The organism is Shewanella sp. GutCb, from assembly GCF_002836135.1.
Taxonomy (GTDB): domain Bacteria; phylum Pseudomonadota; class Gammaproteobacteria; order Enterobacterales; family Shewanellaceae; genus Shewanella.
Genome location: NZ_PJBL01000105.1, coordinates 61941 through 84651 on the forward strand (window position 1 = coordinate 61941; position 22711 = coordinate 84651).

21 protein-coding genes and 1 pseudogene are annotated in these 22711 nt (G+C 45.5%); 11 read left to right on the plus strand and 11 right to left on the minus strand.

Annotated features, from left to right (window positions below; genetic code table 11):
• Nucleotides 1-5 precede the first annotated feature (5 nt).
• Nucleotides 6-1463 carry an o-succinylbenzoate--CoA ligase gene (gene menE / locus CXF86_RS20385; RefSeq protein ID WP_102039898.1) on the plus strand — a complete coding sequence of 486 codons (1458 nt, stop codon included), beginning with the start codon at nucleotides 6-8 and terminating at the stop codon, nucleotides 1461-1463.
• Between the two features lie 84 nt (nucleotides 1464-1547).
• Here menE and CXF86_RS20390 read toward each other — a convergent pair whose 3' ends face one another.
• From CXF86_RS20390 to ftsY, 6 genes are all read right to left on the minus strand, one after another.
• The gene (locus CXF86_RS20390) at nucleotides 1548-1886 is read right to left on the minus strand and encodes a hypothetical protein (RefSeq protein WP_102039899.1); all 339 of its coding nucleotides are present in this window, start codon (nucleotides 1884-1886) and stop codon (nucleotides 1548-1550) included.
• A gap of 753 nt (nucleotides 1887-2639) precedes the next feature.
• On the minus strand, nucleotides 2640-2792 hold the full coding sequence (locus CXF86_RS22885; RefSeq protein ID WP_180961124.1) for a hypothetical protein: 153 nt from the start codon (nucleotides 2790-2792) through the stop codon (nucleotides 2640-2642).
• A 61-nt stretch (nucleotides 2793-2853) separates the two neighbouring features.
• On the minus strand, nucleotides 2854-3711 hold the full coding sequence (gene rpoH, locus CXF86_RS20400) for an RNA polymerase sigma factor RpoH (protein ID WP_101090731.1): 858 nt from the start codon (nucleotides 3709-3711) through the stop codon (nucleotides 2854-2856).
• Between the two features lie 214 nt (nucleotides 3712-3925).
• Nucleotides 3926-4891, minus strand: a complete 966-nt coding sequence (ftsX, locus tag CXF86_RS20405; protein ID WP_101090732.1) for a permease-like cell division protein FtsX — start codon at nucleotides 4889-4891, stop codon at nucleotides 3926-3928.
• 8 nt (nucleotides 4892-4899) lie between these two features.
• On the minus strand, nucleotides 4900-5592 hold the full coding sequence (ftsE, locus tag CXF86_RS20410; protein ID WP_101090733.1) for a cell division ATP-binding protein FtsE: 693 nt from the start codon (nucleotides 5590-5592) through the stop codon (nucleotides 4900-4902).
• Nucleotides 5593-5643: 51 nt separating this feature from the next.
• Complete coding sequence (ftsY, locus tag CXF86_RS20415; protein WP_102039901.1) at nucleotides 5644-7404, minus strand: signal recognition particle-docking protein FtsY; 1761 nt, start codon at nucleotides 7402-7404, stop codon at nucleotides 5644-5646.
• Between the two features lie 224 nt (nucleotides 7405-7628).
• On the opposite strand from ftsY, the gene rsmD reads away from it, so the two are divergent.
• Nucleotides 7629-8246: a 16S rRNA (guanine(966)-N(2))-methyltransferase RsmD gene (rsmD, locus tag CXF86_RS20420; RefSeq protein WP_101090735.1), complete on the plus strand. Its 618-nt coding sequence runs from the start codon at nucleotides 7629-7631 to the stop codon at nucleotides 8244-8246.
• Nucleotides 8247-8525 (plus strand): DUF1145 domain-containing protein, encoded by a 279-nt coding sequence (locus CXF86_RS20425; protein WP_102039902.1) that lies wholly within the window; start codon nucleotides 8247-8249, stop codon nucleotides 8523-8525.
• A gap of 251 nt (nucleotides 8526-8776) precedes the next feature.
• On the opposite strand, the pseudogene CXF86_RS20430 reads toward CXF86_RS20425, so the two are convergent.
• Together CXF86_RS20430 and CXF86_RS20435 are read right to left on the minus strand one after the other, a co-directional pair.
• Nucleotides 8777-8974 (minus strand): annotated as a pseudogene (locus tag CXF86_RS20430) (hypothetical protein); the annotation flags it as partial.
• Nucleotides 8975-9213: 239 nt separating this feature from the next.
• Complete coding sequence (locus CXF86_RS20435; RefSeq protein ID WP_101090738.1) at nucleotides 9214-9774, minus strand: NapC/NirT family cytochrome c; 561 nt, start codon at nucleotides 9772-9774, stop codon at nucleotides 9214-9216.
• 382 nt (nucleotides 9775-10156) lie between these two features.
• Between CXF86_RS20435 and CXF86_RS20440 the strand changes: the two genes are divergently transcribed.
• From CXF86_RS20440 to CXF86_RS20465, 6 genes are all read left to right on the plus strand, one after another.
• A complete protein-coding gene (locus tag CXF86_RS20440) occupies nucleotides 10157-10594 on the plus strand; it encodes a hypothetical protein (protein WP_101090739.1) in 438 nt (145 codons plus the stop codon).
• Nucleotides 10595-10686: 92 nt separating this feature from the next.
• Nucleotides 10687-11103 (plus strand): DUF2057 family protein, encoded by a 417-nt coding sequence (locus CXF86_RS20445; protein ID WP_101090740.1) that lies wholly within the window; start codon nucleotides 10687-10689, stop codon nucleotides 11101-11103.
• 112 nt (nucleotides 11104-11215) lie between these two features.
• The gene (locus tag CXF86_RS20450; protein ID WP_102039904.1) at nucleotides 11216-11632 is read left to right on the plus strand and encodes a hypothetical protein; all 417 of its coding nucleotides are present in this window, start codon (nucleotides 11216-11218) and stop codon (nucleotides 11630-11632) included.
• 129 nt (nucleotides 11633-11761) lie between these two features.
• Entirely contained in the window at nucleotides 11762-12148 is a 387-nt protein-coding gene (locus CXF86_RS20455) for a heavy metal-binding domain-containing protein (RefSeq protein WP_101090742.1), read from the plus strand.
• A 24-nt stretch (nucleotides 12149-12172) separates the two neighbouring features.
• Entirely contained in the window at nucleotides 12173-13840 is a 1668-nt protein-coding gene (locus CXF86_RS20460) for an efflux RND transporter periplasmic adaptor subunit (RefSeq protein ID WP_101090743.1), read from the plus strand.
• A gap of 15 nt (nucleotides 13841-13855) precedes the next feature.
• Entirely contained in the window at nucleotides 13856-17011 is a 3156-nt protein-coding gene (locus tag CXF86_RS20465) for an efflux RND transporter permease subunit (RefSeq protein ID WP_102039905.1), read from the plus strand.
• 386 nt (nucleotides 17012-17397) lie between these two features.
• Here CXF86_RS20465 and CXF86_RS20470 read toward each other — a convergent pair whose 3' ends face one another.
• Nucleotides 17398-18177, minus strand: a complete 780-nt coding sequence (locus tag CXF86_RS20470; protein WP_101090745.1) for a VOC family protein — start codon at nucleotides 18175-18177, stop codon at nucleotides 17398-17400.
• A gap of 481 nt (nucleotides 18178-18658) precedes the next feature.
• Between CXF86_RS20470 and CXF86_RS20475 the strand changes: the two genes are divergently transcribed.
• Nucleotides 18659-19852, plus strand: coding sequence for a GGDEF domain-containing protein (locus CXF86_RS20475; protein WP_101090746.1), 1194 nt, complete (start codon nucleotides 18659-18661; stop codon nucleotides 19850-19852).
• Nucleotides 19853-19948: 96 nt separating this feature from the next.
• Here the strand turns inward: CXF86_RS20475 and CXF86_RS20480 are convergent, their stop codons facing one another.
• The gene (locus CXF86_RS20480) at nucleotides 19949-21172 is read right to left on the minus strand and encodes an HlyD family secretion protein (protein WP_101090747.1); all 1224 of its coding nucleotides are present in this window, start codon (nucleotides 21170-21172) and stop codon (nucleotides 19949-19951) included.
• Nucleotides 21165-21530, minus strand: coding sequence for an MFS transporter (locus tag CXF86_RS20485; RefSeq protein WP_101090748.1), 366 nt, complete (start codon nucleotides 21528-21530; stop codon nucleotides 21165-21167). The genes CXF86_RS20480 and CXF86_RS20485 overlap by 8 nt, the downstream gene beginning before the upstream one ends.
• Nucleotides 21531-21677: 147 nt before the next feature.
• On the opposite strand from CXF86_RS20485, the gene CXF86_RS20490 reads away from it, so the two are divergent.
• Nucleotides 21678-22700: an AraC family transcriptional regulator gene (locus tag CXF86_RS20490; protein WP_232775018.1), complete on the plus strand. Its 1023-nt coding sequence runs from the start codon at nucleotides 21678-21680 to the stop codon at nucleotides 22698-22700.
• Nucleotides 22701-22711 lie beyond the last annotated feature (11 nt).

A 22711-nucleotide genomic window follows, 5' to 3' on the forward strand; every position in this document is an offset into this window, starting at 1 on the left:
CCCTTATGCCGAACCGTCCTGCTAACGCCCTTATCCTGTCACCTATTCATCAGATTGCTACGCAACGACCTGATTCAATCGCCTATAAGATTAGCGGCCACGCCGTCAGTTATCAGCAGCTAAGCCAGTACGTCGTCGCTATTGGTGAGCAGCTTAAGCAAGCAGGGCTGCAGCAAGGGGATAGAGTCGCTTGTATTGCCAATAATAGCCCCGAGCTACTCAAGCTTTACTGGGCATGTGTCGACCACGGTCTACTGTTTTGCCCAGTCTCACCACGTTTTGCACAAAAGCAGCTAATCGAATTAATCCAAACTCATCAATATCGCTATTGTTGGCTATCCAATAACACCCAAGCCCTATTACCAGATCTAAAAGCTGAACTACTAACATTGGGCCAAGATAACACTCGCTTGCTAAAATTTGAGTTTGACAAAACAAGTCCTCAACAGCCGCTCAAGATCGATCCTGCGCAAGCAGTAGATGCCATTCTCACCTCAGGTAGTACTGGCTTACCCAAAGCCGCGGTGCATAGCTTGCAGAACCATATCGCCAGTGCCAAAGGTGCTAAAACGCTGATCGATATTATCGAGACTGATAGCTGGTTACTCTCGCTGCCGCTGTTTCATATCGGTGGGCTGGCTATTCTCAATCGTTGCGCACTCGTGGGTGCCTGTGTGGTATTTGAAGATAAATCAATCACCCTCGCCGAGCAGTTAACCAGAGACCAAGTCAGCCATTTGTCATTGGTCAGCGCGCAACTGCAGCAGTTACTGAGAACTGACACCCACTGTTTAAACCAAGTCAAAGCCATGCTACTCGGTGGTGGCGCGATTTCAGCCGATCTACTCAACCAACTTGCAGTGCTCAATATTAACGCCTTTACCAGTTACGGCATGACCGAGATGGGCTCACAGATCACCACTGGCATCGCCCGTGCAGATAGCTCAAGCGGCCAACTTTTACCTCAACGAGAGTTAAAAATAGTCGACGGTGAGATATGGCTAAAAGGCGACTGTTTGTTTCTTGGCTACCTTGGTGTCGATGGCCTTAATAAGCCACAGGACATGTCATTAGAGACACAAGGTTGGTTTCGCAGTACAGACTTAGGACATTGGGATAAAAACGGCAATCTGTGCATTGACGGCCGTTTAGACAACATGTTTGTTTGCGGTGGTGAAAATCTGCAACCTGAAGAGATTGAAGCCGTCTTAAAGCAGCACCCTTTGATTGCTGATGCCATCGTCTTCGCTAAAGCTGATGACAAGTTTGGTCACTTACCTGTAGCAATTATCAAACTTGCTAATGATTTAGCAAGTCAGCCGTCAGAAGCAGAGTTAACAGAGTTTCTCGCCGACAAAATTGCCCGCTTCAAGCGGCCAAGATATTATTACCCGTGGCCAGATGTCGCTACAGTAGGGATTAAGGTTGTACGCAAACAGATTATTGCAGCGGTTAAGCGGTAAGTAATAGCTGGCTAACGTGCTGCAATTTGTGACTTGTTTATTCAAGTGCCTTATTCGGCGATTGCCTGCCAAATTGTCCGATGCTTAATAACCACGAACGACTAAGAAAAACACACAGATAGCAATCATAGCTAGAACATATAAAATTGCTGGGCCCGGATTTCCATTCTCAGTCTCAGAAGCTAGATATGCATTAAACTCTTTTTTGCTTTGTCGACGCCCGTATTTTGAAGCAATGTTATGTTCACCTAAAGGTGTTGTGCCGTCAGAAACATACTCCTTGGCAGCTGCCAGCGTTGGTAAAGGCCCAAAATCCTGCTGTTGTTCACTATTCAATACGTACCAACTCGAACCATCTTTGACTATATATCGGCCATCAGAAACAGAGTAATGACCTGCTTGAATCCTTTTTACAGCAACCATGGTAATTTCCGCCGCCTTACAACTTATTCATTAGCCGATCAATATAGTTCTCGACAACAAAGTCATTTGAGTACACGCTAGCATTGCTAAGGTATTGTTGTAAATATCATATTATCTATCGTAATGCTTGAAAGAGCATTATCTGCATTTGTAGCAAACGAGTTAGTTTTTGAGCTATGTGGTTCCAATGACCTGCGGTCGGCGTATGTGCAGACGCCACTGAGGCTCGCTGCTAGTACATCCCTGTAAGCTCAACGAAAATATCTGACCTCCAAGGATGGAGGAAATGCCAAATTCTGTCTGGAACAGAATTGGCCTTGTTTTCGACGACCTCTGCTGCATCTACACTGGTTTCGAAAAGCGCATCCATTAAGCATTTGAGTTTAAAAATAGGAACTCAACAGTTAGATTTCATACCTAACGAACAGAAAACACCTATTCCCCATCGAAGTTGCCGAAGTACGTTGGAATAAATCGCGTAAGCCCGACAGGGATGTCGGGTTAGCTTTCGCGGGGCAGGATGCCCCATCGGAAGCGTTAGTGATTTATCCATAAGTACGAGGGAGACAACTTCGTCTGGGGCGGCAGGGGTGATCCAAGAGGGGGTTGCTGTTGACCCCTTCTTGGCCGGGTGTGGGATGGAATCCCACGACTTTGGTCAAGCGCAGCTTGATGCATTACCAATGTGGGGCGAAGCACCACGACCTTGTATCAAACGAAGTTTGATTGATAAGAAACAACCTGCATGTCTGGCTAACTTCCAGACATAAAGCCGTAAGCTGCCCATCCATGGGCTTTCGGCATAAATGTTCCAGACATAAAGCCGTAAGCTGCCCATCCATGGGCTTTCGGCATAAATGTTCCAGACATAAAGCCGTAAGCTGCCCATCCATGGGCCTTCGGCATAAATGTTCCAGGCATAAAAAAACCTGCCGTAGCAGGTTTCAGTCAGTGCAAATAAAAAGCCTTAAGCTTCCATTCGCCCTTTTAGTTTGTTCATGGCATTCTTTTCAAGTTGTCGGATTCGCTCTGCCGATACTTGATAAGTGGTCGCTAACTCTTGTAGCGTTGTTTTATCTTCATTTAACCAACGAGCCTGAAGAATGTGCTGACTACGCTCATCAAGTGTTTTGATAGCTGAAAGCAGGCGCGTTTGATTATTTTTTTCCCAGTTATCATTTTCAACTTGGTTAGCCAAATCAGATGAATGATCTTCAAGATAATGCATAGGTGCATAGTCTTTCTCATCATCGTTATCGCTGGCCAAATCAAAAGCGGGATCTTGGGCTGCCATGCGTGATTCCATTTCGGTCACGTCAGATTTTGCAACACCTAGGCTTTCTGCAACCATGCCTACTTCATTATCCGTAAACCAGCCAAGACGCTTTTTAGTTTTACGAAGGTTAAAGAACAACTTACGCTGTGCTTTTGTGGTTGCGACCTTAACTATGCGCCAGTTTTTAAGCACATATTCGTGAATTTCTGCTTTGATCCAATGAACAGCAAATGACACCAAGCGCACACCCACATCTGGGTCAAAACGCTTAACGGCTTTCATCAGGCCAATATTGCCTTCTTGAATTAAATCGGCTTGCGGTAAACCGTATCCAGAATAGCCTTTTGCAACATGTACCACGAAGCGCAAGTGCGACATAATCAGTTGTTTCGCAGCTTGTAGGTCACCGGTTTCCTGCAGACGCTTCGCCAGCTCATGTTCTGTCTCTGCATCCAACATAGAAATTCTATGCGCAGAGTGAATATAAGACTCGAGGCTTCCACTACTTTGAGGAACCATTAGTGCCATTGTTTGCGTTTGATCTGTCATTCACGCTCCTGCTACTTATTACTAATACTACGGTCTAACTAAACCTGAAAATCACACCTCTATTGAGATGGACCGTGAACTATCGACTAATTGACAAAATATGTCAACCATCGGCGTTATCTAATACGGTTGAATTTTCACACCTACATAGAGACAACGCAAATGAAGGATAGTTCATCTTTGCCTTTGCGCCTCATCTATACCTAATATATAACTATGAAGGTTCAATAGCCCGCAAATGTTGGCGTACGGAGAGGTATGAGCCAAGCCAACCTAAAAATGAAGCTAATAGAACCAGTTGCCCGAGCTCTGTTAATGTCAGTGATTCCATATGCAGCTGGCTGCCATACAAACCAAGTAACTCAGCCAGTGCGGAGTCTAAATACCATACCAGTAAATTAATAATCACCCAGGCTAATATGCCACCAATGATACCAAACCAAATACCGGTATAAAGGAATGGCCTTCGTATAAAGGCTTCCGTGGCACCAACAAGCTTCATCACCTCGATTTCGGTACGGCGGTTCATAATAGCGAGGCGAATAGTGTTACCTATAACAAGCACAACCGCTAACACCAGTAGCGCTGCAATCGCCAATACCGTGCGTTCAAGTAAACGCACTACGGCTTGTAATCGTTCTAACCATTCAATATCAAGTCGACCAAAACTCACTTCAGCTTCTTGCTCCAGCTTTCTCAGCAACTCGCGCGCGCCCGTAGCACTTGAATATTTAAGACTGGGCGTCACCATCACGACAGCTGGAAGTGGGTTAACATCTAAATAGGATAATGCTTCACCAAAGCCTGAAAGCCGTTGAAACTCTTCTAGAGCTTGATCACGATTAATATAATTAACCTCTGCCACTTCGGGGTAAACTTTGAGCCGAGCGATCAAACTTTGAATACTTTTTTCACTGCGCCCTTCATCGACAAATAACGATATTTCGGCAGCACTGTTCCATGATTGAGTGATAGTTTCGGCATTTTTAACCAGCACTTGCAACGCAGCTGGCAAACTGAGACTGACTCCAAGTACCGCCATCGTCATTAATGATGAAATGGGATTGCGCCATAACTCACCTAAACTCGCCATAGCGTGTTGGATATGGCGAATAAAAAACATCACTATTTGACCAGATATGGGTAGTTTGCTGCGAGTTAACTGAGGTTGCTTATTCATCATAATCCTCAGTAGGCACCTAAATTGTCAGATTGATCTAATTCTTGAGCGCCAAGCACACGACCTTGCTTAAGCGTGAGTGTGCGGTATTTCATGCGGGCGATAAGACCTAAGTCATGCGTTGCGATCAATACCGTGGTACCTGAATCATTAAAAGTTTCAAACAGGCGCAGTATGTCCATCGATAATTTAGGATCTAAGTTACCCGTGGGTTCATCGGCAAGTAATAGCGGCGGCTTATTCACAATCGCTCGGGCAATACCGACACGTTGCTGTTCACCGCCTGAAAGCATGATGGGATGATGTCGTTCTTTACCATAGAGGCCAACCATATCAAGTGCACCAGCCACTCGCTTACGGATCTCTCCATGCGAAAAACCTTCAATAATTAACGGTAGTGCGACATTATCAAATACACTCTTTTCCATTAATAGGTGATGATTTTGAAAAATCATCCCGATATCCCGACGTAAATAAGGCACTTGAGCACGGCGGAGCTTAGCAATGTCATGACCGTTAATTGACACCTTGCCGCCATTAGCGCGTTCAATTACCGTGATCAACTTAAGCAAGGTACTCTTACCCGCACCAGAGTGACCAGTAAGAAACGCCATTTCGCCACGCTTTAAATGAAAGCTCACATCCGATAGCGCTTTTTGCCCGCCGGTATAAACTTTACTTACTTGCTCAAATCGAATCATTAATTAGATTTCTTCGTCGTCGATATCGCTATTAAGGTTTATAAACTAACGCTATTTTGTGTCTATGTCGTCTTTTGATTGACTAAACAGTGCTTCAATAAAGTCTTTTGCATCAAAAGTACGAAGATCGTCAATCTGCTCACCAACACCAATATGACGAATAGGAATACCAAATTTGTCAGCAATTGCAAAAATCACCCCGCCTTTTGCGGTGCCATCTAGCTTACTAATAGTGATCCCTGTGACTCCCACAGCCTCTTGGAAAATTTTTGCTTGGTTAATCGCATTCTGGCCTGTGCTTGCATCTAGGGTGAGCATCACTTCATGCGGGGCTGCTGGGTTCTGCTTTTTCATCACACGCACGACTTTCTTTAATTCGTCCATCAAGTGTGCTTTGTTTTGTAAGCGACCTGCGGTATCGGCAATCAGCACATCAACCTTACGTGCCTTTGCGGCTTGCAGAGCATCAAACAACACTGATGCACTATCGGCACCCGTATGCTGTGCTATTACCGGAATATCATTACGCTGTCCCCACACTTGCAGCTGTTCAACGGCTGCTGCGCGGAAAGTATCACCCGCCGCTAGCATAACTGTTTTACCTTCAGCTTGATATTGCTTAGCCAGCTTGCCGATAGTCGTGGTTTTACCCACACCGTTGACACCGACCATTAAAATAACAAACGGACCATCTGCATTTTCTGGAATTAGTGGAATTGATACCGGATCTAATATTTTTTGCATCTCATCACGCATCAGCTCATACAGCGCTTCACCATCTTTGAGCTGTTTGCGACTGGCCTGCTCGGTTAAATTTTTAATCAAGCGGGTGGTGGTTTCAACACCGACATCAGCGATCAATAGCTGCTCTTCTAACTCTTCAAAAAGATCGTCATCAATCTTTTTGCCGCTAAATAAACCAACAAAGCCACTACCAATACTTGCACTCGTACGCTTTAAACCACGTTTAAGTCGGGCAAATAATCCCTCTTTTACCGGCTTAGCTTGCGGCTCTGTTGCTATATTGTCAGCTTGTGCAGCTTGCTCAGCAGCAACTGTTTCAACTTCTGCCTGCTCGGCGGCAATACGTGCAGCTTCCGCTTCTGCGGCTTGCTCGGCAGCGACTGTTTCAGCCTCTGCCTGCTCAGCGGCAATACGCGCAGCTTCCGCTTCTGCGGCTTGCTCGGCAGCAACTCTTTCAACTTCTGCCTGCTCAGCGGCAATACGCGCAGCTTCCGCTTCTGCGGCTTGCTCGGCAGCAACTCTTTCAGCCTCTGCCTGCTCAGCGACAATACGCGCAGCTTCCGCTTCTGCGGCTTGCTCGGCAGCAACTCTTTCAACTTCTGCCTGCTCAGCGGCAATACGCGCAGCTTCCGCTTCTGCGGCTTGCTCGGCAGCGACTGTTTCAGCCTCTGCCTGCTCAGCGGCAATACGTGCAGCTTCCGCTTCTGCCTGCTCAGCGGCAATACGCGCAGCTTCAGCTTCTGCGGCTTGCTCGGCAGCAACTCTTTCAACTTCTGCCTGCTCAGCGGCAATACGTGCAGCTTCCGTTTCTGCGACTTGCTCGGCAGCGACTGTTTCAGCCTCTGCCTGCTCAGCGGCAATACGTGCAGCTTCCGTTTCTGCGACTTGCTCGGCAGCGACTCTTTCTGATTCAACGAGCTCTGCAGCAACGTTATCAGCTTCAATTTGTTTAGCGTCAGCTTGCTCAGTTTCAGCCGAAGCTGATACGTTTAACTCTGCTTCAGCTTCCTGTGGTTGTTCTGTAGATTTATCCTTGCGGAACCAGGAAAAAAAACCTTTCTTTGCCATGTGTTTTACCGATGCTCAAATAGCTGTACATAAATGCGTTAGGAGGAGGACGTTATATCAAAAGCATGGCAAAATTACGCTGCTTAAAGCAGCAAAAATATAACCGAATCGTATGTACACGACGGCTTTTTACCTTTTAGTGATGCTTTGATATAAAATAACGACCTTAAATCAGACGCTATAGTCTACCACTTTCTGCCATAAGGCAAAATCACGAGGACACCATGGTCAAAAAAATACTCTCAAGTGGCCAAGTAAGGATTATTTCTGGCCAGTGGCGATCACGCAAACTGCCTATTCATGATCTAGAAGGATTGCGCCCCACGACTGACCGAGTGCGTGAAACCTTGTTTAATTGGATAGCAAACGATGTACGTGGCGCCAGAGTGCTGGACTGTTTTGGTGGTAGTGGTGCGCTGAGTTTAGAGTCTTTGTCACGATACGCTGCCTATGCCCGAGTATTTGAGCTACAACCGCAGGCGGCAAAGCAACTCGTTGCAAACTTAACGACGTTAAAGTGTGACGACGCCGATGTGATTAAGGGCGATAGCTTAAAGCTATTAGCGACAACGCCTGATAAAGGCTTTGATATTGTATTTATCGACCCGCCTTTCAGAAAGTCACTGACAGAGAAAAGTATCCAATTGCTAGATCAGCAACAATGGTTACTCGCTGACGCACTTATCTATGTTGAAACTGAGTCTGAATTAGCACAGCTTGATGTGCCCGCGAGTTGGACACAACTTAAAGAGAAAAAAGCAGGACAAGTGATCTATCGTTTATATCAATACAGTCCGCAGCAGGAAACTGACGATACACAAGGTGTTGAGGAGAGTGTTTAAATGAAACTGGTTTTGCTGTTAGGAAAGCTAGCCACCGCCTTGGCATGGTTAATGATGTTTTATAATCTAGCGGTGCCATTTGACGGAAACATTGCCGTTATTTTGAATATTCTTCTGGCCGTGACAGTGCTTATGCACAGCTTCCAAACGATGATCTTTCACACTATTTTTAAAAGCCTAATAGCGTTAAAAAAGGGCGATTATCTACAAGTGTTTATTTTCGGCGTCTTTAGCTTACTGCAATATCGCCAACAGGTTTTGGCTCAACAAAAAAGCTAGAACGGTTAACAGCCGAAATATACTAAGTCGACAAGTGCTTAGACGAAAAAGTCTAAGACGGGCGCTTCGCTGACGGCAAAGCAAAGGATACTCAGCAAGCTGCATATTCTTTGCTATTTCGGTTATTCCTAGCCTATGCCTCAACCCTATCGACTTTACCATCTCAGCCCTATCCGGCTTCACCGTCTCAGCTCTATCCGGCTTTACCGTCTCAGTTCCATCCAGCTTCACCATCTCAGCCCTATCCGGCTTCACCATCTCAGCTCTATCGGCTTCACCGTCTCAGCTCTATCCGGCTTCACCACCTCAGTTCCATCCGGCTTTACCATCTCAGCCCTATCCGGCTTCACCATCTCAGCTCTATCCGGCTTCACCACCTCAGCTCTATCCGGCTTCACCACCTCAGTCCCATCCGGCTTTACCATCTCAGCCCTATCCGGCTTCACCGTCTCAGCTCTATCGACTTACCGTCTCAGCTCTATCGACTTACCGTCTCAGCTCTATCGGCTTCACCGTCTCAGCCCTATCCGGCTTCACCATCTCGGTTCCATCCGACTTACCGTCTCTGCCCTATCGATTCCCAAATAACAGCCACAAAAAAGCCCCGTGATATTTCTATCATGGGGCTTTAAGCTGTGAATGCTAGCTCATCTAACTGGCATTCATAGTGCTTGTTGTTTACTGAGTCTTATTTAACGTAAACGTGAGCAACGCCTTTGTGGCAATCAACACAAGTCTTACGCTTATCATCAGCTTTCTTGAAGTTGTTAGCGTGCATTCTCTTCGCCATCTTCTTCATTGCTTCAGGTTGGTTTTCGTAAATACGAGTATGACAGTGCTGACAGTTAGCTGAGTCATTGCCTTTAAAGTACTTAAGTGCGTGATCGGCTTGCTCTTTACGATTTTCATCCAACCATGCTTGAGTATTGAAACCATCGATAGTCATGAAACCATATAGGTCTTTAGACACAATAATTTTCTTAACTAGGTACTTAACTGGATTGTGCGGTAAGTGACAGTCTTGACACTGCACAGTAACACCTGCGCGTCCTCCGCCGTGAGCAGAAGCCATCACTTCATCTTTCAATGAATGATTGCTATGGCAGCTCATACAGAACTGATCTGAACTTGTTGCATGCAAAGTTTGTTGTGTCGCAAAATAACCTACAACACCAACTACGATACCAACGACCAACAATGCTAGAATCGAAAATTTTGCGCTAGGTTTAAATAGTGCTCGCCAGTTCATCACTCATCTCCAAATATTTAATTTTTATATCGATGTAAGTTTTACTTCATCTCTATTTATGCGGTCTAGTATAAACCATATCCTACTGATTAATCTGGGACTAAAAGTGCAAAATGAGACATGGCTCTAACTCTCTCAACTGAATCAAAAATTGCTCACTATATATGCGCTTTCACTAAAGTTAGCCTAAAGCCTTGTTTATCGCAAGGATTATGTCTTATCGGCTTGATAATGCGGTATTTAAAGCATTTAATTGAGTTTTTCAAGATGTGAAAATGAGTCAGCGTTCAAACAAATATAAAAAATATATGTGTAGCCTGAAACTAATTACCTAGTAGCAAGGTCTATCTAGTTACATCATCATTATTTGGAAAAGTTGAACATGTGCAAACGCATCGCATATTTAGCATTACTCATCTCACTGGTCGGGCAATTTTTGCTTTCACCAGCGATGGCTATGCCTAAATTTTTGCATGCCAGCTCGCACGCTTCCCAACATGTTCAGCAAATCGAACTAACTCAGCTACCGATAAACCCAGTGTTGATAAGCTCAATAGCCGTTCCCCATCAAGATACACCCAGCTGTGGTAGCGCCATGCTAAGCATTAACACGAGCATGGTTGATTGTGACGCACTGTGTGAGGTGTTAGGCATGGGTGATTGTGTATCACACTGTGTTTCTATCCCCGCTATTATTGCACAAGCTCAGCTCAACCTCGGCTCTCAACAAGCGGGACAGAGCCTACAAACCATCTTTTGGTCTCCTCAAACTGCGGAACAAGCATCAATTAACCCACCACCGATCTCACTGCAAGCTTAACCTTAAATCACAAGCGCTCAGCGCAATTTACATCTATGTAATTTATCCATAGGCATTCAGCCCATGGTTACCGGTTTTGTTTGGAGTTTATTATGAAAAAATTTATCAGCGTTATCGCACTTTCTCTTGCCAGTTTCACCAGTATGGCAGCCTCTGTTTCTTTTCCTGAATCACTTGAAGTACTCGGAGTGAATGGGTTAAATAATGTTGACAGTCGATACCTGCAACTGGAGAACGGTCAAAACTTAATTGAGCTACAGTACCGCGATCTTTTTGAATCAAATGCCGATGACTCTAATTGGGTCCGCTCTGAACCGCTATATCTCTATATCGATCTGGAAACGGCCGCTAACTATGAAGCGATCACCCCGAGTATTTTATCTGAAGAGGATGCTTACCAGTTTATCAACTCGCCTTATATTAAGTTAACCGATGATAGCGGTAGCGAGAAACAGGTCGCATTGATGACTCATAGCCAACTGATGGCTAAAATATTACTGCAAAAATAGTAATCTAGCTCCCGCTGCTGTTAACACATTGATAAAGTGAATTTGTGAACTTTATCAATGTGTAACTTTTTTGCTGTGTTAGACTAATCAAAGCACATTACTTGGAACCATCATGTTTAGCATCCTTCGCCGTCATACATTAATAGCCTTTACGCTACTCGCTTTGTTGAGTCAGCTAATGCTATCTAATGGATCATTGATGGTACCGAATGCGATGGCTGATGATATGCCAATGATGAGCATGCAAGATGGGGCTGAATGCCACCAACAGCAAATAGATAGCAACACTCATTGCTGTGATTCTGATGAGAATACGCAAATGCTTCCCGGCAACTCTAAGAATTGCTGCAACGGCAACGGATCATGCCAGAGTGATTGTAACCATTGCTTGGTAATTTCAGTAACAGGTTCACTGTTTAATGTGTTGTCATGGCCTGGCAACAACACCTCCGATATTGCAATGGCCACTCCAATGCCTCATTTCCACTCTATCTCATTGCCACAAGATTTAAGACCTCCAATAGCGTAAATCGAGACGCCCCCCTGTCTCTACATTTTTAAAACGTTATTTATTCTTATTAAGCAATTATTTAAGCCGTTAATTGTTTTGTGCATTAGCACTTACAGCATTCGGCCATCTCTTTGATGGAGTTAAGTTATGAAAACCTTTATTAGCATGGTATTAACTACCTTTTTGTTTTTAACCTGGGCACCTGCTGTATCAGCGCATGCACATGATCACGGCGCCGAGCAGAGTCAAAGCTACGCTTGCCCAATGCATCCTGAAGTCACCGGCGCTAAGGGCGACTCTTGCCCTAAATGCGGTATGGACTTGAAAGCAACAAAAGCCGCTGGACATAACTGTGATTCTTGCCCAAAAAAGGGAAAGACAGCTCATCATAAGATGACTGCTGACACTCACGCATGTCCAATGAACCCTGCAATTACGGGTAAAGCGGGTGATAGCTGCCCTAAATGTGGCATGGACTTAACGCCTATCGCAAATAGCGAAAACGCCGATAAAAAAAGTCACATGCATCACTAAAAGCTAGGGTGGAGATAAGGCATTATGAGTTTATTCAAATCAAAACAGTTTCGTAAAAACGCAGTGTGTGCGCTAAGCAGCTTATTAGTTGCTGCAACCCCGATACTTGGCTACAGCCAAGCTCTATCACAAGAGCAATCTGAAACCACAGTACAAAATCAGCAACATAACGCTGAATATTACTGCCCAATGCATCCAGAAGAGACCAGCCATGAAGCTGGCCGTTGTTCTATATGTAAGATGTTCCTCGTCAAAGATGAATCATCGAGTGGAACATCAATAGCAGATACTGTCGCAGCAGTGAACAAAGATTACTACTGCCCCATGCACCCCGAAGTCACGAGCCATGAACCGGGTCGATGTCCAAAATGTAACATGTTTTTAGTCAAGGAAGAGGAGGAGGAAGCTCTCCCTAATGAACATGCTGGCCACGATCATGCAAGTCATCAAAGTGACGCCTCTAAAATAGCCGTTGCGCCACAAACTAAAGCAGAGAAATTGCTAAGTCAGCCAAAACCGACGTTAATTCCTGCCGCTCAATCAAATGGGGATGGCAATATAAAATATGTCTGCCCAATGCATCCTCACGTCGTTTCTGACGTGCCAGGCACTTGCCCTATATGCGGCATGAACTTAGAAAAGGTCACTGTAGGTGGGGTTACTGAAGAGGTCGTTGTCGGCGTATCCGGCGGCATGCAGCAAGCTCTTGGCATGCGCAGCGAGCAAGTCACCGAGGGCACTCTGTGGAAGCAGGTCAAGACCATTGGTACCGTGCAATACAATGAAAACGCTATAGGCCATGCGCATACACGCGTTAGCGGCTGGATTGAAACCTTAATGGTGCATACCGTTGGTCAACGCGTAAAGAAAGGGCAACTTCTTTATGAATTGTACTCTCCAGAACTCATTAATGCGCAAGACGATTACATGCAAGCTATCGATTACCTCAAACAAGACAAGAATCGCGGTGCAGGATTACTGCGCAAAGCGCGTTTACGTCTCGAACTATTAGGCGTTAGCTCCAATACCATCAAGCATTTAGAGCAAACTGGTGAAACTACTTATCGCGTCCCTTATTACGCCGACCAAGATGGTTTTGTTAGTCTCTTGTCAGTACGCCATGGGATGTATGTTGAACCTGGCAATACGCTGTTTGAAATTGTTGATTTAAGCAGTGTGTGGGTAATTGCCGACGTGTTTGAAAACGAACAAAGCTGGCTAGAACAAGGTCGCCCCGTGGAGGTCACTTCCGCCTCTCAAGGTTTGTTTGATTTGGAATCGACTATTGATTACATCTACCCAGAGCTGGATCCTGTCTCGCGGGCAATGCGAGTACGTATCAAGCTAGAAAATACCGAAAAACTACTCAAGCCAGGCACCTTAGTTGATGTCACGCTCTTTGGTGGTCCAAAGAAAAATGTACTGTCCATTCCTACCGAGGCGCTCATTCTTACCGGCCGAGAGAACCGAGTCGTGGTGCAACGAGACGATAATAAATTTACCTCTGTCAGCGTAAAAGTGGGCATAATTTCCCAAGGAAAAGCTGAAATTATCGAAGGGCTAAAAGCTGGCGATAAAGTGATAGTGTCTGGCCAATTCTTATTGGATTCAGAAGCCAGTATTCAGGGCAGTTTGCAGCGCTTAAGTGGCAGTAATAGCAATGTTACTGACGATCCACACGCAAGTCATTAATCGGAGGGCTACGATATGTTAGAGAAAATTATTAGCGCCGCGATTAAACAGCGGGTGATGGTGTTAGCGCTTACTGCGATAATCGCCTTAATTGGCTACCAAGCTATGCGCATGACACCCCTTGATGCATTACCCGATCTATCAGATGTGCAAGTGATTGTGAAAACCTCTTACCCAGGGCAAGCACCACAGTTGGTAGAAGACCAGATCACTTATCCATTATCAACTGCCATGTTGGCCGTGCCTGGTGCGAAGACCGTCCGTGGCTTTTCAATGTTTGGCGACTCTTACGTCTACATTATTTTTGAAGACGGCACCGATATCTATTGGGCACGATCTCGAGTATTGGAGTACTTGTCGCAAACCCAAGGACAGCTGCCAGCCAGCGTAACACCTACCCTAGGGCCTGATGCCTCGGGAGTAGGCTGGGTATTTCAATATGCCTTGGTCGATCGCAAGGGTCAACATGACCTCGCTCAGTTGCGCTCTTTGCAAGATTGGTTCTTAAAGCTTGAGTTACAAAGCGTTGAGGGCGTATCAGAAATAGCCACTATCGGTGGTATGGAGCAGTCGTATCAAATCATTGTCGATCCGCATAAGTTAGCCCTATATCAAATCGATTTGATGACGGTTAAAAATGCCTTAGACAACTCCAACAGCTCAACGGGCGGTTCTGTCATTGAGATGGCAGAAGCGGAGTACATGATCACGTCGTCTGGCTACCGCCAAACCTTAGATGATTTTGAAGAGATCCCGCTCGGCATAGTGTCTGAGTCTGGCACCCCTATCTTGATGAAAGATGTCGCGCAGCTGCGTACCGGTCCAGCCGCTCGCCGTGGCATCGCCGAGTTGGATGGTGAAGGCGAAGTCGTTGGCGGCATTGTAGTGATGCGCTACGGCGAAAACGCGCTAGCCACCATCAACAATGTAAAAGATAAGCTAAAAGAGATTGAAAATGGTTTACCCGATGGGGTTGAGTTAGTGATCACTTACGATCGCTCAACACTGATCCTCAATTCGGTAGAGAACCTGACACATAAAGTGCTAGAAGAGATGTTAGTGGTTGGCATTATTTGTCTCGTCTTCTTGCTGCATGCCCGCTCGACACTGGTGGCGATTATTTCACTGCCAATCTCGATATTAATCAGCTTTATCGTGATGAATATTATTGGTGTTAACGCCAACATTATGAGTCTAGGGGGGATTGCCATCGCCATTGGTGCCGTGGTGGACGCCGCCATTGTGATGGTCGAAAACACCCATAAGCACCTAGAGCACTATCGTGAAAAACATAACGGTGAAGCGCCAACAGGCGATGCTCATTGGGAGCTCATCCGGCAAGCCTCAGTTGAAGTTGGGCCAGCGCTGTTTTTCAGTTTGCTGATCATCACATTGAGCTTTGTGCCTGTATTTGCACTTGAAGCGCAAGAGGGACGTTTATTCCATCCACTGGCATTTACTAAAACCTTCGCCATGGCGGCCAGTGCGATATTGGCGATCACCTTGATCCCGGTATTAATGGGTTACTTTGTTCGCGGCAAAATTCCTGACGAACGCAGAAACCCCATCAGCCGAGTATTGATTGCGATATACGAGCCAATGCTACGCTTGGTATTACGTTTTCCTAAAGTCACGATTTTGCTGGCTATTGTGGCCCTTGGCAGTGCTGTATACCCAATGACGAAAATGGGTAGCGAGTTTATGCCAGAGCTTGAAGAGGGTGACTTACTCTATATGCCGACCACCTTACCCAGCGTCAGTGCGGGTAAAGCGGCCGAGATCTTACAACAAACAGACCGATTGATTAAAACCGTGCCTGAAGTTAAACGGGTATTTGGTAAGGTCGGCCGCGCAATGACGGCAACCGATCCCGCGCCGTTAACTATGTTAGAAACCACCATCATGCTTAACCCGCCAGAGACATGGCGAGAAGGGATGACACTTGAGGGGATTATTGCTGAATTGCAAAAAACCGTCAAAGTACCAGGCATGACCAACGCATGGGTGCAGCCTATCAAAACCCGTATTGATATGCTTTCTACAGGGGTGAGAACGCCTGTCGGCATCAAAATATCAGGCGCCGATATCGATGAGCTACAACGGATTGGGACAGAGATTGAGGCTGTGGTTAGCAAGCTGCCAGGCACCGCATCGGCATTTGCCCAACGTACCAGTGGTGGACGTTATATCGATATTGAACCGGATCTTAAGAATGCGGCTCGCTACGGGATGACACTTAGAGATATCCAAGACGTGGTGCAAATGGCCATTGGTGGTATGCAAGTTGGCCAATCGATTCAAGGCCAAGAGCGCTATCCCATCAATATTCGTTACCCGCGCGAACTGCGCGATAGTCTTGAGAAACTCAAGGATTTACCGGTAATGACTAAAACCGGTAAATACTTACCTTTAGGCAATTTAGCGAGTATTACTGTAAGCGATGGTGCCCCCATGTTGGCAAGTGAAAATGGTCGCTTAATCAGTTGGGTGTTTGTTGACTTAAAAGATATCTCTATTGGTGAATACATTAAGGCAGCAAGAACAGCACTTGATGAGCAGATCCAGCTACCATCACGCTATAGCTACACCTTTGCCGGGCAGTATGAGTATATGCAGCGAGTCGAAGCCAAAATGGAGTTGGTTGTACCACTGATGCTGATCGTGATTTTTATGCTACTGATGATGACGTTCAGCTCGTTCATCCAAGCGTCAGTGATCATGCTCAGCCTGCCCTTTTCACTCGTGGGTAGCGCATGGTTGTTGTACTTTTTGGACTTCAATTTCTCGGTTGCAGTATCGGTGGGCATGATTGCACTTGCAGGTGTGGCAGCAGAGTTTGGTGTGGTGATGCAGGTATACCTGAATAACAGCATCAGAGATCGCAAAGCAGCAGGGCAATACAATCAACGTAGCGATTTATCTGAAGCACTGATCCACGGAGCCGTGATGCGTATTCGCCCTAAGGCCATGACCGTAGCGACGATCTTTTTCGGTTTACTACCGATCATGTGGGGTAGTGGTACAGGTAATGAAGTGATGCAGAAAATCGCAGCCCCTATGGTCGGCGGTATGGTGACCGCACCATTACTGTCGCTATTTGTTATTCCTGCTATTTACCTGCTTATCTATGGCAGAAATCTAGATAAAGGCATCACCACTAATAATGAGTAATGCTTTGCTTTAGTCCTAAAACAAAAAAGCACTGCCTAGAGCAGTGCTTTTTTATGTTTTACTCATAAAGGCTAGTGACAGCGACTTAACCGTGAACCAGTTGTTTTCACTTTTTGACAGCTTTTCTTTGATTTTTCAACAGTCTCATTTCCACTCTCTGAGTCGCTAGTTGACGCACATCCCATCACGCTAACCAATACAATAGGCAACATCAAGCCAATCCATTTCTTTACCATTTGTAGTCTTCCCTAAATTAATTTTATTAATAATCAAATAACCATCTTTGATTAGGCTCCGTCCTACGGAGCCAAACAAATTAACCAAACAATAAAGATTAGACAACATAAAAAACCATTAATTTACAATTACTCACACAAAACTGATGTTTACGCGATTTTCAGTTCAATGATCGAGAACACGGCACCATTAGGATCATTGACCACAGCAAAACGACCCACATTGGCTATATCGGTCGGAGGAACGCAAATCGCGCCGCCAAGTTCAACCACTTGCAGTGCTTTTGCATCACAATCGCCGACGGTAAAATAGCTCATCCAATGGGCTCGCATATCGCCCCACTCGTCAGTCATTGTCATCATACCGCCAACCTCTTGGCTTCCAACCTGCCACGCGGTGTACTCCATACCATCCATGTCCGTCACTCGCGAGCCCCATCCAAAGACATGAGAGTAAAAAGGCTTTGCGATCTTAGGCTGACGACAAGCCAGTTCCACCCAGCATAAAGTACCTTTCTCACCAGCGCGCTGAGCGCCCATATGATTGTTGGCCTGCCATAGCGCAAACTTTGCACCTTCAGGATCAGTAATCACTGCCATTCTTCCTGCCTCACCAACATCATGAGGCCCAAGCACTATGGTGCCGCCTGCACCTGCCACATCCACCAACGTATTATCGAGATCCTCTACAGCAAAGTAGATCAGCCATTGGCTTAATTCACCCGTTTTGATCATCTCAACAGGCAATTGATACATAGCCCCGAGATCGTCCCCCTCTAGATTGAACATACTATAGGTACCCTGTGGGATGGGCATGTCAACAATATCCCAAGCAAACAATGCGTGATAAAAAGGCTTGCTGACCGCAATATCTAACGATGCTAACTCTACCCAGCAAGGTTGGCCTTGAAAATATTGATCGATTTTCATTTTAATTCCCATCACAAACTCAGTTTACCCTCTTTGAAGTTAAGACTGATTTATGCGGACTGTCCAACTAATGAGGCATTGTTGGCTGATTAAAATATTGAGTGAGACTTGTCAATTGCTTAGATGGGTATATATCCCCGTTCTCTCTCAAGATGCTTGCTTTCAGTGGGAATTAAAAGTGATTTAGACAAGGCCAAGACGGTTGTGGAATAGCAGGTCTATTGCCAAGGTCTGTGACGCAGTATAAATCACTTTTAAACCCACCCAACGGGAGCGCCTGAGCGGATCCACTTCCGTGTTGCATTCTCTTATAAGGGAACCACCATTATGACAACACTGCGCCTTGAATTGAACCCGCTCAAGCAGCTCTGAAACATGCACTTTAAAGTAGAACGGGTATATACATCTCAAAGGACAACTAATGACTGATATCTGCGAGCCTCGTCTATAATATTGAAGAGGCCATTTATAAGGATATTCAGTGTCGGTATTTTTACGTAGCGTCCGCTACCTCTTTATGCCCATTTTTATTGTGTTCAGCGGTATTGCCGCTGCGCAATATTATGAGTACATTTGGCAAGCGTGGATGCCAACAATAAGTGAACTGCCACTCTACCTGCTCCCAGTGGCGGCGTTGTTGGCGTTGCAATTTAACTTTAGCCGCATCACTTACCTGGCACTGTTACTGCTTAGCTATTACCTGCTTGAGTATGGTGATATTGTTGACGCGAGTCTTATTGAGCCAATAAGCGAACCTATCTTTCTCGCCGGAACATTAATCATTATGCTATTCGCGATAACTCGCGATAGAGCCTTGTTCTCAGTGTATTCAATCAAGATTATACTCGGTATCGCGCTTTGTTTTGCCATCGCGTTTGGCTCAATAGCGATGATTTCCTTTATTAACCAACCGCCTGCCAATACGATCCCTACTGTACTGGAGCTACTAACGCCGATGCAGGTTCCAATAGGAATCGCAACGCTGGTCACCTGCATTAGCTGTGTGTCACGTGGTAGCCGAATCGATTCGACTATCACTGTCACCTTGTTTATTTGGTTATTTCAATTTTACTTACCGGCTGAATTACCACTGGCACTGCTACTCTGTTTGCTCGCTCTCGTTTATCTGCTTGCCATCTTGTTTGAGTCTCACCAGTTGGCTTACCGCGATGATCTCACCGGGCTTTATTCTCGTCGAGCACTCAATACCATGGCGCCGTCACTTAATAGTCACTACAGCGTAGCGATGGTCGATATCGACCATTTCAAAAAGTTTAATGACAATTTTGGTCACGACATTGGCGACCAAGTTTTACGGTTGGTCGCCTGTAAACTGAATAAAATTAGAGGTGGGGGTAAAGTCTACCGTTATGGCGGCGAGGAATTTGCCATAGTATTCCCCAATAAGGACGTGGAGGAGATTATGCCTCACTTAGAGGAGATTAGAATTAAAGTGAGGGATTATAAGATCGCTATACGAAATGATTCGCGAATGTTAACCAGTAAATCAAACCGGAAAGAGAGCGCGCAAATTCCAACCAAATCAGCCAACATTACCATCTCTATTGGCGTCTCTGAGCATCACGGTGAGTCCACTTTTGAGCAGACGCTAAAACGAGCAGACAAAGCGCTCTATATCGCCAAAAAGAATGGCAGAGATCGAGTGTTTGCTTAGTTAACCAGAGCCTAGCCTCTTAAAGGAGGGCTTCTAAGGCGTTGAGTATAAAAGCCATGCACGGTCTCAGTTCGAAGCCCACATGGCCGACGTTTATTATAAAGAATAAAAATAGTAGATTTGTGATTTCATTCTGATCACGATACCGCGAATAATGTCCAAGAAATTAAGGAATGCGATGGGTTTGGTTCCCGAAATCCAAGCTAACCCCACAGAGCCTACGGGAATATCATAGTCACCGGTTTCGGTCAGCTTTAGCCTGACAAAATGGTGCTTATTACTGGCATTTAGCCCCGTAGTTTGCCTCACATTGTCATCAAAACCCAGTAACGATCCTTGCGACTCGCCCGTGGCTTCGACTATCCCTTCAACTTCTGCATTAAACACTTTTCCAGGGTAAACAGCCGAGGAAAATTCCGCCATCTGGCCAACTTTAACATTACGGATAGCCTGATGATTGACTCGCATTAACACATATTTTTCGTTGGTATACATCTGCATTCTAGGGGCAACGCCAACATACTGACCTTCACGCATAATGAAGTTAGTGACATAACCGTCCGCAGGTGCGTATACCTTGGTGTTGTCTAGCTTCCACTGTGCTTGCGCTACATTTTCTATCTCGCTATTAAGGTCCGACTCACGGCCTTGCACGTTAAGGTGAGACTTCTCAATATTGAGTAGCGCCGTTTGCTCAGCCGTAACTGCCTTTTCGATTTGGCTACCATAGGTGTTCACTTGTGCCATGGCAAGATCGACCGCCGTTTGTTGTTCATCCAGTAAACTCTTGGTCACTGTGTCAGGCACTACGCGATTCTGCTCAATATAGCGGGCGAGCGTTTTCTGTTTCCAATGTAGATCTTTAGTTGCAGCATGCAGCTCATTACGACTAATGCTCACATCAGCAATGGCGACATCATGTTGCTTCAGTGCCAGTTTCACATCTTCGCTGGCTAGCGACAGTGCCACTGTTGCGCTCTGTTTAGCCACCAACGTCTTATTGAGCTCAATCTGAAACGGCTCATCATCCAGATCATAGATTAACTGACCAGCCTCAATCGTTTGATTGGGTTGTACATAGATATTATCTACCTTACCTTTTATTTGGGTATTGGCAGGCCGTAACTGAATACGTGGCGATTGCACCAAAGAGCCACCCGACATGTCCATTGGGGTGTAGTTGAGCAGGCCAACCCAAACAAACATCAGCCACCCCGTTCCGCCTAAATAAGCGAAGCTTTTACTATAAGTGTTCCACGGCATGCCGACTAAACGCAGCAGGTAGATCAATAGAGCCCAAACCGCTAAACCTTCAAGCATTGGTTTGCTCCTCATTTATCTCAAGTGGCTTTATTTCTGCATTGTTATCACTCGTGTCATCGTTACTGTTTTCTCGCCAGATATCTCGCACACGGCGCAATGCTTTTTCGCTATCAACGAACGCAACAATCACCGCAATGACCCACACCCAATGCCAGACAAAGCCTATCCAGGTGAGCGCGGTAATGAGCCCTATCTGTTGGTGCTGTTTTTTATGGGCCTTGTTAATAGGCATTTCATGGATCTTCCAGAAGCCAAATGCGGCAGCGGCAATTGTCAGCACCATCACGACACCTGCAACGCCATGTAAAGCGGCATCAACACCGGTATCGACGAACGGCATACTGAATAAACTCATAGGGAACTAGACCTTAAAATCGACTGATTGAAAAAGCAGTTTGCCCTGTCTATAAATTAGAACAAGCCAGGATACCTCTATATATCATTTAGCTCTATTCTATGATTCAATATGGTATCCACATTCGAAATATAGATGGTTATCACAATGGATACGGCATTTATCCGCTCTAGCTATATCGCGCCGGTTTTTAAGGGTGTTGAAGCTCACTATGGAATTAGTTTAAACGAGCTGTCGATCCCAGCCGCTCTGTTTGACGAACGAATGGCACTCATCCCGTTTACCGAAGTATCTAAATGGTTTATACAACTAGAGATGCTAACGGGTGATACCGACTATATGGTGAAAATTCAGCATTACCTGGATATTTCGGCACTAGAGATACCGGGAAACTGGTTCTTGTCGGCGCCTGATTTAGCCCTGTGTTTTCGGCGGATTAACCATGGGATTTGTAGCTTTCATTCTGGGGCAAGCTATTATGCGCTGCAATCAGGTAACATATTGAAATGGTGCTACAACAACCCTTATGCCAAAGAAAGGGCTCGTTCACATGATTCACTGCGGGTGGCGATCACTTTGTTTAATGCCATCAAACACTTTACCGGCAATCATTACACTTTAAAAAAGCTCAAGCTCAGCGGCCCGCCGATTAAGCAAAAAGAGACTGAAGCGATATTTGGTTGCCCCGTATCTTGGAATGCCGCACAAACTGAGTTATGGATAAGTATCGACGACTTATTCAGTTCATCACCGATGGATTATTTTCCCACCGAGACGTTAACCACTTCAGTGTCACTCGCTCAGCTTGAAAGTTATTTGAACATGCCACAGCCCTCTGACCTACCCAAAGTGCTCTACGAAATGATCAACTATGCTCGCTATTATGATCTACCCACGGTGGTTTCTGTCGCAGAACTCTTTGGGATCTCAGGGCAGCAACTGCAACGGCGTTTGCTAAAAATAGGCTTTAGCTTCACCCACATATCGGGTTATATATTGTGTAATCAAGCAATCAAATACATGTTGGAAGGAAAAGATTTAGCCGAGATAGCACAACGCTTAGGCTATGCAAATGCTCATAGTTTCAGTCGCTCCTTTGCTCGCTTTAGAAAGCAAACCCCGACGCAATATATGAGCAAGATAAACCGACAAAACAAAAAGCCTCTATAAAAGAGGCTTTT

Excerpts from the sequence above, each read along its gene's own strand:
- rsmD (WP_101090735.1), top strand. The coding sequence starts at position 7,629 with ATGGTCAAAAAAATACTCTCAAGTGGCCAAGTAAGGATTATTTCTGGC.
- CXF86_RS20460 (WP_101090743.1), top strand. The coding sequence starts at position 12,173 with ATGAGTTTATTCAAATCAAAACAGTTTCGTAAAAACGCAGTGTGTGCG.
- CXF86_RS20450 (WP_102039904.1), top strand. The coding sequence starts at position 11,216 with ATGTTTAGCATCCTTCGCCGTCATACATTAATAGCCTTTACGCTACTC.
- CXF86_RS22885 (WP_180961124.1), bottom strand. The coding sequence starts at position 2,792 with ATGCCGAAGGCCCATGGATGGGCAGCTTACGGCTTTATGTCTGGAACA.
- CXF86_RS20490 (WP_232775018.1), top strand. The coding sequence starts at position 21,678 with ATGGATACGGCATTTATCCGCTCTAGCTATATCGCGCCGGTTTTTAAG.
- CXF86_RS20425 (WP_102039902.1), top strand. The coding sequence starts at position 8,247 with ATGAAACTGGTTTTGCTGTTAGGAAAGCTAGCCACCGCCTTGGCATGG.
- ftsY (WP_102039901.1), bottom strand. The coding sequence starts at position 7,404 with ATGGCAAAGAAAGGTTTTTTTTCCTGGTTCCGCAAGGATAAATCTACA.
- CXF86_RS20455 (WP_101090742.1), top strand. The coding sequence starts at position 11,762 with ATGAAAACCTTTATTAGCATGGTATTAACTACCTTTTTGTTTTTAACC.
- ftsE (WP_101090733.1), bottom strand. The coding sequence starts at position 5,592 with ATGATTCGATTTGAGCAAGTAAGTAAAGTTTATACCGGCGGGCAAAAA.
- CXF86_RS20485 (WP_101090748.1), bottom strand. The coding sequence starts at position 21,530 with ATGAGTTTATTCAGTATGCCGTTCGTCGATACCGGTGTTGATGCCGCT.
- menE (WP_102039898.1), top strand. The coding sequence starts at position 6 with ATGCCGAACCGTCCTGCTAACGCCCTTATCCTGTCACCTATTCATCAG.
- CXF86_RS20390 (WP_102039899.1), bottom strand. The coding sequence starts at position 1,886 with ATGGTTGCTGTAAAAAGGATTCAAGCAGGTCATTACTCTGTTTCTGAT.
- CXF86_RS20435 (WP_101090738.1), bottom strand. The coding sequence starts at position 9,774 with ATGAACTGGCGAGCACTATTTAAACCTAGCGCAAAATTTTCGATTCTA.
- CXF86_RS20480 (WP_101090747.1), bottom strand. The coding sequence starts at position 21,172 with ATGCTTGAAGGTTTAGCGGTTTGGGCTCTATTGATCTACCTGCTGCGT.
- CXF86_RS20445 (WP_101090740.1), top strand. The coding sequence starts at position 10,687 with ATGAAAAAATTTATCAGCGTTATCGCACTTTCTCTTGCCAGTTTCACC.
- CXF86_RS20440 (WP_101090739.1), top strand. The coding sequence starts at position 10,157 with ATGTGCAAACGCATCGCATATTTAGCATTACTCATCTCACTGGTCGGG.
- CXF86_RS20470 (WP_101090745.1), bottom strand. The coding sequence starts at position 18,177 with ATGAAAATCGATCAATATTTTCAAGGCCAACCTTGCTGGGTAGAGTTA.
- rpoH (WP_101090731.1), bottom strand. The coding sequence starts at position 3,711 with ATGACAGATCAAACGCAAACAATGGCACTAATGGTTCCTCAAAGTAGT.
- ftsX (WP_101090732.1), bottom strand. The coding sequence starts at position 4,891 with ATGAATAAGCAACCTCAGTTAACTCGCAGCAAACTACCCATATCTGGT.
- CXF86_RS20465 (WP_102039905.1), top strand. The coding sequence starts at position 13,856 with ATGTTAGAGAAAATTATTAGCGCCGCGATTAAACAGCGGGTGATGGTG.